Genomic DNA, 12,796 nt, shown 5'->3' on the forward strand with positions numbered 1-12,796 from the left:
TTTTGCCTTGAAGCATACACAGTCAAAAAATATCCACCAGATTCACCCAACCACCAAGCAACAACAATCCGACTAATTTTTGCGGTATTCCTAACCTTTTTATCCACATAAAAAACAGGGAGAAGCTATTCTCACCTGTTTTCTCTTATTAAGTTAACTTATAAGTCTACTTATTTAATCACAATTTGTTCAATATCCCCCAGACCAGTAATTAACTGGTCCAATGCATTCAACTGCGCATAACGATTATTCTTAACTGCCGTCTTCTTGTCGTTAACTAATGTATTCTCAAAATAAGCAGCAATCGGTTCCTGCAAAGCAGCCAGTGCTTGGTACAGTGCTTCCGCCCCTTGATTTTCCAAGTCAACCAGGTTCAAATCCTTACTTGCTTCGTACAAAGCCTTTTCTTGGTCGTTCTCAAGCAAGTCAGGCTTAACGGCAGCCTCAATTCGTTCCTTACTTGCCAAGCGACTTACCCGAGACAAAGCTTCCATCACATCGCGGAAGTTAGCATCCTTTGAGTGTTTGGCCAAAACCTCTGTTCGATCAGCCACGTAAACCAAATCACCAGTGACCACGTTGGCCGTTCCAGCCGAAACAATGTCCGAACGAACACCGGCATCTGCGGCCTGCTTCTTGACACGGTCCGTCAAGAATGTAATTACCTGTGCCAAATCAGTATCGGCTACGTCCTTGTTCTGGTCCTTAAAATTCGCTAAGACGGACAACAAATCTAAGTGCCAGTCGTGTGCTTCCAGTGTTCGCACTACCCCAGTTGCTGCTCGACGCAAGCCATAAGGGTCGTTGGCACCTGATGGAATCAAATCAGCCGCAAAAAAAGTCACAATAGAATCGAGCTTATCGGCAACCGCCAGCACCGCCCCAATTTTTGAATCAGCGACTTCGCCAGTGGCTGAAGTTGGCAAATAGTGCTCCAAAATCGCGTGAGCAACGACGTCATTTTCACCAAAGAGCTTGGCGTAATGCTCACCCATCACACCCTGTAATTCGTCAAATTCACCGACCATACCGGTCATCAAATCGAACTTATAAATTTCAGTAGCCCGGTTCAAATCAGACAACTCTTCATATGACAGACCCAGTGCCTGACCTAATTGGCCAGCCAAAGCCCGTACACGAACCATGTGTTCGTAGACAGTACCAATCTTCTCATGGAAGACCAGCTTCTTCACGCGGTCCATGTAGTCGTCAATCGACTTTTGTTGGTCTTCCTGGTAGAAGAAGACCGCATCTTCCAACCGAGCAACCAAAACCTTTTCGTTTCCAGCCACAACATTGGCCAAGTTCTCTTCATTTCCATTGCGAACAGAAAGGAAGTGTGGCAACAATTCACCCTGATCATCGGTTACAAAGAAGAAGCGCTGGTGGTCACGCATCGAGGTTACCAAGACTTCCTTTGGCAAATCCAAGTACTTTTGGTCAAAGTTACCGGCAAAGGCGGTTGGCCACTCAACGATGTTGTTAACTTCTTCCAAAAGGTCTTGTGCCTGATCAGTCGTCAAATCCAAGTCCCAGTTTTGGTCCTGGGCAATCTTTTCCAACTGTGCTTGAATGGTGGACTTACGCTTGGCTGCATCAGCCATAACAAAGGCGTCTTGCAACGTCTGCTCGTAATCAGTGGCACTCGGAATCGTCACGTTTTCCGTTGATAGGAAGCGGTGACCACGGGTTGTTTGACCTGTTTGAACGTCCAAAACAGAAAAATCAACCACATCCTGGTCCAAAAGTGCTACTAACCAGCGGATTGGACGGATGTAAGAGAAGCTATGATTGCCCCACTTCATGTAAGTTGAGAAGGTCATTTTTTCAACAACTTCAGTGCCCAACTTTGCCAAAATTTCAGCAGCTGGCACACCAGCAATTTCAGTTTTGGCCCACAAGTAGCCATCTTTTTCAATCAAGGCTTCCGGTGTGGTCTTCTTTCCACGGGCAAATCCCTGAGCAGCCTTTGACCAGTCACCATTTTCGTCCTTGGCACGATCAACGGCTGGGCCACGCTTCTCTTCTTCAACAGCCTTTGAACCGGCTGCCAAGCCAGTCAACTCAACAGCCAAACGTCGTGGCGTTGAGAATGGCTTCATTGCTTCATAATCGAGTCGGTGTTCGTCTAAGAAATCAGAAACTCGGTCGACCAGCTGCTTTTCAGAACTCGTTACCAAGTGGGCTGGCATCTCTTCCAAACCAATTTCTAAAATAAAATCTGCCATTAGTCCTGATCCTCCTTCTTGGCGTACTTTCCCTTAGCACCCAAGTACTTTTCACGTAATGCTTCATCCTTCAACAATGGGAAGCCAAGCTTAGCTCGTTCTTCAATAAAGACCTTTGAAACCTTCCGAGCCATTGTCCGAATTCGGTGCAAATAACCAGCTCGTTCCGTAACGGAGACCGTTCCCCGGGCATCCAACAGGTTAAAGGTATGAGAAGACTTCAAAATATAGTCATAGGCTGGATGAACCAAGCCTAATTCCAAATTATGCTGTGCTTCCTTTTCATAATCATCAAAATGTTGGAGCAACATTCCCTGATTTGACTCTTCAAAGGCATACTTTGAGTGTTCGTATTCTGGTTCTTTGAAAATATCACCATACAAAACGCCATGGCCCCATTCCAAATCGTAAACCGTTGGTACGTCTTGGATGTAAGAAGCTAACCGTTCCAAACCATAGGTAATTTCAGCCGTAACGGAATCAACTTCGATTCCACCAACCTGTTGGAAATAAGTGAACTGGGTCACTTCCATCCCGTCTAGCCAAACTTCCCAACCGATTCCGGCCGCACCCATTGAAGGGTTTTCCCAGTTATCTTCAACGAAACGAATGTCGTGTTCCAATGGCTTGATGCCCAGGGCTTCCAAAGAAGCAAGGTACAATTCCTGAATATTGTCAGGTGACGGCTTCATTACCACCTGGAATTGGTGGTGTTGGAACAAGCGGTTGGGGTTGTCACCATAACGGCCATCAGCTGGTCGCCGAGATGGCTGAACATAGGCTGCTCGCCAAGGTTCTGGACCATTAGCACGTAAGAAGGTATAAGGGCTTTGAGTTCCCGCTCCGACTTCGTTATCGTAAGCCTGCATCAAGTTAGCACCCTTTTCGGCCCAAAACTCTTGCAGTGTCAAAATAATGTCTTGTACTGATAATTTTTCACTGGACATAAGTCTTTCCTTTATTCTTTCATCATTAAAATTTTAAAACGCTGTGACGAATTTACGGCTTTCCTTCACCGCCTTGGTCCGCTTTTAAATCAGCAAACTTCGTCATCATGGTTGGATTATTCTTGGTCAATTTTTTGACGGTCAAATCCTCTAATTTATTGTTAGCAAGACGAATCTGATTTTCAGAAGTCGTCAGGCTCTTTTTCACATTTTCCATCTGGCTAATCGCCCGGTCAATCTGTTCGATTGCCTTTTGGAAGTTGCTCGAGTAGGAATTATAGTTTTTAGCAAAGCGGTCCTTGAAGGCCGTGATATTGTCTTCAAAGTTCGTAATATCAATGTTTTGATTGCGTTCTTCAATCAGCGCCCGCCGATATTGGAGGGAATCCAAGGCCGCATTGCGCAAAAGGCCGATAAAATGGACAAAGAATTGTGGACGGATGACGTACATTTTCTCGTAGTCCGGCACCTGAACAATTCCGGTGTTATAGTACTCGTTATCGGCTTCCAGCATCGAAACCAAAACGGCATATTCCGTTTTCTTTTCCCTGCGATCCTTATCCAGTTCCTTAAAAAAATCTGCGTTCTTATGCTTCTGCTCGGTCGCATCCGCCTCATTTTTCATATCAAACATGATGGAAATAAATTCAACATCATCTTGATAATCACGAAAAATAAAATCACCCTTTGATCCGGATTGTTTTGAAACCTCGTTGTCCTTCTCAAAGTAAGCATTGGGAAAAGCGTAAGGGCGAATTTTATTAAATTCCTGATGAGCGTAAACTTCCAAACTTTCGCCAATTTCCTTGGTTGACTGCCGGGCCTTAAAGTCTTTATAGAATTCGACTTGCTCTTGAGCTGCCTGCAATTGCGCATCGTAGTCTGACTTCACTTTTGCCAAGGCTAGCTCTTGGTCGCGACCCTGATTTTCAACCTGATTTTTCAAATCGGCCAGTTGCTTTTCTAGTTCCTGTCGATGCTGACCGGCCTGGTCCTTTTCAGCTTGGTAGGTGCTCTGCAGGTTTTCCTTTTGTTCAGCCAGCGCCAGCGCCTTGTTAGCAGCTTCCTGGTCCTTAAACGCGTCTAGCTGTGAACGTAACTGCGTCAGTTGGTCTTGCAGCTCCGTCTTTTCTTTTTGGGCCGCGTCCTTCTCAGCTTGCTTAGCCTTCTCCAGCGCTAAATCAGATTTTTGCTTTTCCTGGTCCAACTGTGCTTGGAGTTGCAGCAATTGGTCATGCAGTTGGTTTTGTTCTTTCTGGGCCGCATCCCTTTCAGCCTGCTTGGCCTTCTCCAGTGCTAAATCAGCCTTCTGCTTTTCCTGGTCAATTTGTGCCTTGACCAAGTCTTGCTGGCTCTTTTCCCAATCGACCTTTTCCTGAGCTAATTTTTCATCAATGGCCGTTTGCACAGCCACCCCCAGTTGACTCGTATCAACTTGGAGCTCGTCTTTCAAATCAAGGGTATCACCGGCATGGCCATCCTCGTTTAAAACCAAAACCGTGTCCGACTCCAAATGATACTTCAGCTTTGCCATAAAGTCCTCCTTATCTGACAAAAAACCGCGGTTAACAGTCCCAATGTCAAAATTTGACATCAGGACGCTAACGCGCGGTTCCACCTGATTTCCAACGGCTAATTGCTCAGTCGTTGACACTTTCACGGTTCTCAGCTCACCGGGTGCCAAACCGGGTCAAAGCCTTAAACTAATCTATCCATATTATGCCGATTTTTCTGAAAAAGGTCAAGAAAAAACTCGTTAAAAACAGAAAAAGCCCACGAGCCAAATGACTTGGGAGCCTTTGTAGCAATCACCATCGATCCAAAGTCCTTAGATCTTCAACAATTCTTTTTCTTTTTCCGCCGCAATTTCATCAATTGCCTTGGTGTTTTCGTCGGTCAACTTTTGAGCTTGGTCTTCGGCATCGTGAACTTGATCTTCGGTCATGTCCTTGTCCTTCTTGATGGCATCCATGGCATCGCGACGAACGTTACGAACGGCAACCTTCGCCTTTTCTGCTTCGGCCTTGACGTCCTTAGCCAATTCCTTACGACGTTCTTCCGTCATTTGTGGAATGGCCAAACGGACAATATTACCGTCAGAAGCTGGGTTCAAGCCCAAATCAGAAATGTTAATCGCTGTCACGATTGCTTCCAAGGCGTTCTTGTCAAATGGTGTGATCAAAAGTAAGCGTGCTTCTGGCACTGAAATTGAAGCCACTTGGTTCAATGGTACCATCGCACCATAATATTCTACTTTTACTCGGTCCAAAATACGGGGATTTGCCCGGCCCGTCCGAATTTCTGCTAATTCACGACGCAAAGCTTCTTGAGCGCCCTGCATCCGTTCTTTTGTACTTGTAAAATCAAAAGCCATTATTTTTCTCCAGTCACTGTGGTTCCAATTGCCTCACCCTTGATAACCCGTTCGATGTTACCAGGTTGGTTCAAGTTAAAGACAACAAGTGGCATGTTGTTTTCCATTGAGAGGGATGAAGCGGTTGAATCCATAACCTTCAAGCCCTTTTGAATGATATCCAAGTGCGTCAAAGTTGTAAACTTCTGGGCATCTGGATTTGTATTTGGATCTGAATCATAGACACCATCAACACCGTTCTTTGCCATCAAAATTGCATCGGCATTAATTTCGTTTGCCCGTAAAGCAGCCGTTGTGTCCGTTGAGAAGTATGGTGAACCAGTTCCTGCAGCAAAGATTACAATCCGACCCTTTTCAAGGTGACGAATGGCGCGGCCACGGATGTAAGGTTCTGCAATCTGTTGCATCGTAATCGCCGTTTGAACGCGAGTATCAACACCGGCACGTTCCAAGGCATCTTGGAGGACCAAAGCGTTCATAGTCGTTCCAAGCATTCCGGTATAATCGGCGCGTGACCGCTCCATCCCAACACGGGCAGCGGGTTCACCACGCCATAGGTTACCGCCACCAACAACGATGGCAATTTGAGTGCCCATATCATGGACTGCCTTGATTTCTTTGGCAATTTGGGCGACTGTCTCCAGGTCAATCCCCTGACCCTTAGCACCAGCCAAGGCTTCGCCTGACAGCTTCATTAAAACTCTTTTATACTTTGTATCCGTCATGGTTTTCCTCTTTCTTATCGCTATCTATTATAGCAAAAATGTAGTCATCAATTCCAAAAAAAAAGCACCCAAATCTTGGGATACTTTTTGGAAGAACTTAGTTGTTGATTTGCTTAGCAACTTCTTCAGCCAAGTTTGTTGTTTGCTTTTCGATACCTTCACCAACTTGGTAGCGAACGAATGACTTAACCGTCATGTCATTTTGCTTAACGAAATCAGCAACCTTTTGGTCACCATTCTTAACAAAGTCTTGGTCCAACAAAGTGATGTCAGCCAAGAACTTCTTAATCCGTCCTTCAACCATCTTTTCCTTAATGTTGTCAGGCTTGCCATTCAAGTCTTCAGAAGCCAATTGAACTTCCTTTTCCTTAGCAACAACATCTGCAGGAACTTGGTCATCAGAAACGTACTGTGGAGCAATAGCGGCGATGTGCATGGCCACGTCACGGGCTGCTTCTTCGTTTGAACCAGTCAAAACGGTCAAAGCAGAGATTGAACCACCCATGTGTGAGTAAGCACCGAAGACTTCACCGTCAGTCTTTTCAGCAGTAGCAAAACGACGCAAAGTAATCTTTTCACCAGTAATCTGAGAAACGTTGATGATCTTGTCGTTAACAGTTCGGTCTTCTTCACCAGCAACTGGCAAAGCCAAAGCAGCTTCAACGTCTGCAGGTTGCTTTTCCAAGATTGTCTTAGTAACAGCAACTAACAAGTCATTAAATTCCTTGTTACCAGCAACGAAATCAGTTTCTGAGTTCAATTCGATGATGGCAGCCTTGTTGCCTTCAGTCATCACGTAAGTCATACCTTCAGCAGCAACACGGTCACCCTTCTTAGCGGCCTTTGCCATTCCCTTTTCACGCAACAAGTCGATTGCCTTTTCGATGTCGCCTTCAGCTTCAACCAAAGCCTTCTTGGCATCCATCATTCCAACAGATGTCTTATCACGTAATTCCTTCACTAACTTTGCAGTAACAGCCATGCAAATGCTCCTTTAGCTTCTTTATTATCTTTTAACAGTCTCTAGTATAGCATAGAAAAAGCCGTTCAGCGTCCCAAGCAGGTCCACCGGAACGGCAAATCAATAAACTAATTTCAACTTAGTTGTCTTTTTCAACGATTGTTGTGATTTCTTCGATTGATTCCGTGTTTTCGTCACCTTCGATGAAAGCATCTTCAGCAGCGTTGTCTTGACCTTGGCGGCCTTCGATAACGGCATCAGCCATCTTAGCAGTGATCAAACGGATGGCACGGATAGCATCATCGTTTGCAGGAATCTTAACATCAACATCGTCAGGATCGGCGTTTGTGTCAATCATAGCAACAACAGGAATGTTGAGCATGTTGGCTTCCTTAACGGCGATTTCTTCCTTCTTAGGATCAACAACAAACAAAACATCTGGCAAGTCTTGCATGTCTTCGATTCCACCCAAGAACTTTTCCAACTTTTCACGTTGCTTGTTCAACAAGACAACTTCCTTCTTAGGAAGTTGTTCGAAAGTACCATCTTCGGCCATTGCCTTCAAGTCTTTCAAACGTTGAACACGTGTCTTGATTGTGTTCCAGTTAGTCAAAGTTCCACCCAACCAACGGTGGTTGATGTAGAATTGACCAGCACGTGTTGCTTCTTCAGCGATTGCATCAGATGCTTGCTTCTTAGTACCAACAAACAAGATGTTAGCGCCATCAGCTGAAGCGTTACGAATAAAGTTGTAAGCTTCGTCAATCAACTTAACAGTCTTTTGCAAGTCGATGATATGAATGCCGTTACGTTCCGTAAAGATGTATGGTGCCATCTTTGGGTTCCAACGACGAGTTTGGTGTCCAAAGTGAACCCCTGCTTCGAGGAGTTCCTTCATTGTAATAACTGCCATAGTGGCCTCCTAGGTTTAACCTCCGGTAAATTCTTGGTTCGTGCTGACAAATGATCAATCACTTGCACCTGCACGTTCTCGTTTACCGTGTGTATTTTTGTTGTATTCATAACAGATACTAGTTTACTAAGGTTTTGACCGAAAAGCAAGGATTTTTCTGATTTTTAACTAGTGAAAATCAGTCCAAAGAAAAAGCCAACCACAACCGGCTGGCAAATATTCTTAATCTTGTTCTTTAGCTAATTCTTGACCCAAAGTTTTGGCCAAAACAGCACTTTGCCCAGTTTGGTCCAAATCAGCACCATTCGTGACAATCAAGTTCGCATCTGACTTAGCCAAAGCCTCGAAAGCATTAATGGACTGGTTATTGAAATAGTTTTGGTCCGCGTTCTTCAAAGCGGCCTGAACTTTATCAATTCGGTAACTTTCGGCATCCGCCTTTGTTCGCGTCGCCTCGGCGTTGGCCTTAGCAGTGGCAATCAAAGCCTCGTTATTAGCCTTTGCGCGCAATTCGATGGACTTGGCCTCACCTTCCGCTTGCGAAATAGCTGCCACTCGTTCTCGATCTGCCTTCAGCTGCGTATCCATTGAAGACTGGATAGCTGCACTGGGCTTCAATTCATCAATATTAATCCGATCAACGTTAATACCATAGGTATTCGTTAAATCACCGATTGCCTCGGCCAAATCCTTATTGATTTGACTTGTTGACCCCAGGGCCTCGTTCAATTCCATCCGACCAATGATGTCGCGCAAGTGGCCTCGAACCAATTGTTGCATCGATTCAATCGAATTCGTGTTTTCATATGAATATTTCACAGGGTCTGTGATATGGAAGTTTAACGTCACCGTTGCCCCAATATCAGCGTTATCCTTGGTAATAACTGAATAACCAGCCAACTTCAATGGCTGCAAGGCCAAGGAAACCGTCCTGATTTTTTGAACCAAAGGCAAACGGAAATTCAAACCTGTCTGCCTTGTCGAAGAATACTTACCCAATGTTTCCAAAAGGCCAACACTATTTTGCGGCACAATCTTAAAGGAAACCAGGGCCAAAACGATTACAACAATGATGACGATCACCAAAATCGACATAAATACCGTCCTTACTTTTTCTGGAGGATTAAGACGTTCCCCTCGGCACGCTTAATCACATAGGTTTCTTCAGGGACCACATTAGTCCCTGAAGCTAAATCATAGTGATAAAAATTGCCAATAACCTTCACTAACTTCTCTCTTGGGTCGCAGTCTTTAAAAGACACCTGGCGCCCAATAATATTGTTTAATTCAAAAGTAGTAATCATTATTTGCCACCTTCAATTCAAATGATTTATCCCATTCTATCATGGATTAAGGGTCTCATAAAGTTCCTCTACCTATTTTTGCCAAATTGTAGAATCCACTTTTCGTTCCATTAAAAAAGCCTCTTTTTGCGGCCGGCTCAGGCGCTTAAACTTAGCCTCAGCCGAAAGGGCAGCGTGCTTATTATCAAACGTTTCTTGGTAAATCAGCTGTAATGGATGTCTGGACTTCACCCGAGTAAACTTGGCCCCCTTCCCCGCTTGATGGACTAAAAAACGACGGTGGGCATCATCGGAAAAACCACCATAAAAATAACCGTCGGCCGTATAGAGCACATAAAAATCATAAGTTTTGTCATGAGCATCCGTCATGATTCCCATCTCCCTCCTCGCGCAACCACCTGTAATTGACTTACGGCTGCCAAGGTTGCCCATACAAAATTTCTTGTACCTGGGGCGTATACTGGTCATCAGCTGTATAGGCAATAATTGGTGGCAAAATCCGAACGCCACCCGGCTTACCCGCCTTAATCGCTTCTACCAAGACCATGTTGGCCTCACGGTCGGCCTTGCCGTACACAAACTGAATCCGTTTGACCGCTAATTTCCGGGCAGAAAGGGCAGACATAATATCCTCCAACCGGTCTGGTCGATGAACCAAATAAAATTTACCGTTATTCTTTAACAGCTTATTGGCAACTTGCGCTAAACGGGGCAAATCGATGGCAATTTCATGCCGGGCCAATTGATAATGTTCATCAAGGTTTTGCTTGGTCTTTTCATTCACGGAAAAATAAGGTGGGTTCGACAAAACCGTATCCACCGATCCAGGCTTAATATCGTCATAAATTTCTTGCATATCGGACTGAATCACACTCACGCGGTCTTCCAAATGATTTAAAACAACCGAACGCTGTACCATCTCTGCTAAATCTTGCTGCAGCTCGACTAACTTTACTTGCCCTGTGACTTTGGCGGCATAAAAAAGACCAATTGCTCCAGTACCGGCACCTAAGTCGACCGATAGTCCTCGCCCCTTTTGCTTGGGCTTAGCAAAGTATGCCAAGAGCACGGCGTCTAACGAGTAAGAAAACATATCTGGATTTTGGATAATTTGAATCTGTTGTGATGGCAAGCCGTCAAGGCGCTCACCTGCTCGTAATTCTTCTGCTTCCATGGTTTGTTGCAATATCTCCATAAACTAAGTAAAATTATTCTGTTAAGTCAATTAGAAAGGGACAAGCAGATGTTATTCTATCGCTTTATCCGGGTCTTTACAGTGACCTTTGTGGCCATTATTAATGGTCGCGTTACCTATCTCCACAAAGAGCGCCTGCCAAAAAATGAAAACTACGTTTTAGTTGGGCCACACCGTTCTTGGTGGGATCCCGTTTGGTATGCTATGGCGGCCTATCCAAAGCGCTTCATCTTTATGGCTAAGAAGGAGCTTTTCAAAAATCCTGCTTTGCGCGCCTTGATTACCACTTTGGGGGCCTTTCCAGTTGATCGGCGCAATGTCGGTACCGATACCATCAAATATCCCGTTAACGAGTTAAAGAATGGCGATCGATCACTCATCATGTTTCCAACTGGATCCCGGCATTCTCAAAAGTTAAAATCAGGATCAATCCTGATTGCCAAACTTTCAAAGAAACCGATTGTTCCAGCAGTTTATCAAGGTCCCGTGAAGTTTTCACACCTATTTAAACGCAATAATACCACAATTAATTTTGGTGAACCAATTGTGATTGACCCTAAAGCCCGCTTGACGGACGAAAAAATTGCCGAATACAATCAGAAGATTCAAGAATCTTTTGATGCCTTGGACAAAGAAATCAATCCCAACTGGGTATACATTGATCCAAAAGCACAAAAAAAATAAGCCGTTTGGCTTATTTTTTTTGTGCTTTGGCATTTTGTGCCTTCATTTGAGCCATCATCTGATTCAACTTCTTTTGTGATGGCTTCTGGCCCATTGACATCATCATGGACTTCATCATTTCTTCTGAAATGGGTGGGTTCTTTGCCAAGTATGACTTCATCGTAAAGCGGGCCAAGAAGAATCCCCCAACCAAACCAACGACCAAAGCCAAAATTCCAACTAATACAACCATTATTGGTCTCCTTTAACTACGAAAATCTATAAGGTATTATAGCATAAAGGCAAGCAAGACAGTATCTTTTTGCAAAAACAGTGGAAAACAGGTCGATAACTCGAATAAAAAGTTTCTTTATCCACTATTTTAAATTTAATCCCCATTTTGTAATAAAATTTAATATTTCTTAAGGTTTTCTCGCGAACATTTGTTTGCTTTTCAGGTTAAAATTCGCTAAGATAAACGTAGCAAATACAGGTAGGAAAGTACATATGGCAAGTTCTGATTCAAAACAAATTCAAGTCTTGAGATTTATTCACGACTATCAAAGTAAAAATGGTTTCCCACCCACCATTCGTGAAATTGGTGAAGCAGTCGGCCTATCTTCCTCTTCAACCATCCACGGTCACATTGCCCGTTTGATTAAAAACGGCTACCTCGAGAAGAAGGGAGAAGGAACTAAGGCACGCGCTATTGAAGTGACACCAGCCGGTTTTGAAATCCTTGGGATTTCGGCCACTTCCGGTAAGATTCCAGTCCTAGGATTGGTCACAGCTGGTCAACCAATTCTGGCCGTCGAACAAGAAGCAACCGAGTTCTTCCCCATTCCAGAAAATTTGATTCCCTATGATGGTGACCTCTTTATGCTGAATGTTCGTGGTGAATCCATGATTAACATCGGTATTTTGGATGGCGACAAAGTAATTGTCCGTCGTCAACAAAATGCCGACAATGGCGATATCGTCGTTGCCATGAATGAGGACAACGAAGCCACGGTTAAGCGCTTCTTCCAAGAAGGTGGTCACTACCGCCTTCAGCCAGAAAACGATACAATGGCTCCCATTATCTTGGAATCTGTTTTTATTTTGGGAAAAGTTGTTTCCCTTTACCGCGACGCAATTTATTAAAAACAAACTTGCCTAAGGGCCCTACTTGACCTGTACCCTGAAAGTTGTATAACTTTCAGGGTTTTTCTTATGACTAAATTTTCTAAAGAATATAAATTACAAGCTGTTAAAAAGACCATCAAATATGGCTTATCAGCTAACCAGGTTGCGCATGAATATGGTTTACAAACTTATGAACTATTAATGCTCATCGCTGCTTACGAGGTTCACGGATCAAAGATCATTTACGAGCCGCCACAAGTAACACCCGAATTTCGGTTACGATTGACACTTTGGGCCATCAAGCAGGATGCGTCTTATGTTCAGGTGGCTCGTAAATTTGGTTATACCAATATTTCTTCCA

Annotated in this window: 15 protein-coding genes; 3 read left to right on the plus strand and 12 right to left on the minus strand. The window is 44.2% G+C overall.

Going from position 1 to position 12,796, the window contains the following annotated elements:
* Positions 1 to 170: 170 nt before the first annotated feature.
* From glyS to FEFB_RS01465, 11 genes are all read right to left on the minus strand, one after another.
* Positions 171 to 2,228 (minus strand): glycine--tRNA ligase subunit beta, encoded by a 2,058-nt coding sequence (gene glyS, locus FEFB_RS01415; RefSeq protein ID WP_047974470.1) that lies wholly within the window; start codon positions 2,226 to 2,228, stop codon positions 171 to 173.
* Complete coding sequence (gene glyQ / locus FEFB_RS01420) at positions 2,228 to 3,175, minus strand: glycine--tRNA ligase subunit alpha (protein WP_047974471.1); 948 nt, start codon at positions 3,173 to 3,175, stop codon at positions 2,228 to 2,230. Before glyQ ends, glyS begins: the two co-directional genes overlap by 1 nt.
* A 52-nt stretch (positions 3,176 to 3,227) precedes the next feature.
* A complete protein-coding gene (locus FEFB_RS01425) occupies positions 3,228 to 4,709 on the minus strand; it encodes a DUF2130 domain-containing protein (RefSeq protein WP_047974489.1) in 1,482 nt (493 codons plus the stop codon).
* A 294-nt stretch (positions 4,710 to 5,003) separates the two neighbouring features.
* Positions 5,004 to 5,549 (minus strand): ribosome recycling factor, encoded by a 546-nt coding sequence (gene frr / locus FEFB_RS01430; protein WP_047974472.1) that lies wholly within the window; start codon positions 5,547 to 5,549, stop codon positions 5,004 to 5,006.
* On the minus strand, positions 5,549 to 6,274 hold the full coding sequence (gene pyrH / locus FEFB_RS01435) for a UMP kinase (RefSeq protein ID WP_047974473.1): 726 nt from the start codon (positions 6,272 to 6,274) through the stop codon (positions 5,549 to 5,551). Before pyrH ends, frr begins: the two co-directional genes overlap by 1 nt.
* A 97-nt stretch (positions 6,275 to 6,371) precedes the next feature.
* Positions 6,372 to 7,256 (minus strand): translation elongation factor Ts, encoded by an 885-nt coding sequence (gene tsf / locus FEFB_RS01440; RefSeq protein ID WP_047974474.1) that lies wholly within the window; start codon positions 7,254 to 7,256, stop codon positions 6,372 to 6,374.
* A 118-nt stretch (positions 7,257 to 7,374) separates the two neighbouring features.
* A complete protein-coding gene (gene rpsB / locus FEFB_RS01445) occupies positions 7,375 to 8,148 on the minus strand; it encodes a 30S ribosomal protein S2 (protein ID WP_047974475.1) in 774 nt (257 codons plus the stop codon).
* A gap of 222 nt (positions 8,149 to 8,370) precedes the next feature.
* Positions 8,371 to 9,198 (minus strand): SPFH domain-containing protein, encoded by an 828-nt coding sequence (locus tag FEFB_RS01450; protein ID WP_047974490.1) that lies wholly within the window; start codon positions 9,196 to 9,198, stop codon positions 8,371 to 8,373.
* Between the two features lie 56 nt (positions 9,199 to 9,254).
* Positions 9,255 to 9,452 (minus strand): hypothetical protein, encoded by a 198-nt coding sequence (locus tag FEFB_RS01455; protein ID WP_047974476.1) that lies wholly within the window; start codon positions 9,450 to 9,452, stop codon positions 9,255 to 9,257.
* Positions 9,453 to 9,524: 72 nt separating this feature from the next.
* Positions 9,525 to 9,821 (minus strand): GIY-YIG nuclease family protein, encoded by a 297-nt coding sequence (locus FEFB_RS01460; RefSeq protein WP_047974491.1) that lies wholly within the window; start codon positions 9,819 to 9,821, stop codon positions 9,525 to 9,527.
* 40 nt (positions 9,822 to 9,861) lie between these two features.
* Positions 9,862 to 10,626 (minus strand): tRNA1(Val) (adenine(37)-N6)-methyltransferase, encoded by a 765-nt coding sequence (locus tag FEFB_RS01465; protein ID WP_047974477.1) that lies wholly within the window; start codon positions 10,624 to 10,626, stop codon positions 9,862 to 9,864.
* Between the two features lie 69 nt (positions 10,627 to 10,695).
* On the opposite strand from FEFB_RS01465, the gene FEFB_RS01470 reads away from it, so the two are divergent.
* The gene (locus FEFB_RS01470) at positions 10,696 to 11,331 is read left to right on the plus strand and encodes a 1-acyl-sn-glycerol-3-phosphate acyltransferase (protein WP_047974478.1); all 636 of its coding nucleotides are present in this window, start codon (positions 10,696 to 10,698) and stop codon (positions 11,329 to 11,331) included.
* Between the two features lie 10 nt (positions 11,332 to 11,341).
* Here the strand turns inward: FEFB_RS01470 and FEFB_RS01475 are convergent, their stop codons facing one another.
* Positions 11,342 to 11,563: a YneF family protein gene (locus FEFB_RS01475; protein WP_047974479.1), complete on the minus strand. Its 222-nt coding sequence runs from the start codon at positions 11,561 to 11,563 to the stop codon at positions 11,342 to 11,344.
* A 254-nt stretch (positions 11,564 to 11,817) separates the two neighbouring features.
* Here FEFB_RS01475 and lexA point away from each other — a divergent pair, with 254 nt between their 5' ends.
* Both lexA and FEFB_RS01485 read left to right on the plus strand, forming a co-directional pair.
* Complete coding sequence (gene lexA / locus FEFB_RS01480; RefSeq protein ID WP_047974480.1) at positions 11,818 to 12,453, plus strand: transcriptional repressor LexA; 636 nt, start codon at positions 11,818 to 11,820, stop codon at positions 12,451 to 12,453.
* Positions 12,454 to 12,522: 69 nt separating this feature from the next.
* On the plus strand, positions 12,523 to 12,796 hold a 274-nt coding region (locus tag FEFB_RS01485), incomplete at its 3' end, for a transposase (protein ID WP_047974481.1).

The organism is Fructobacillus sp. EFB-N1, assembly GCF_001038455.1.
In the GTDB taxonomy this organism is placed as follows: domain Bacteria; phylum Bacillota; class Bacilli; order Lactobacillales; family Lactobacillaceae; genus Fructobacillus; species Fructobacillus cardui.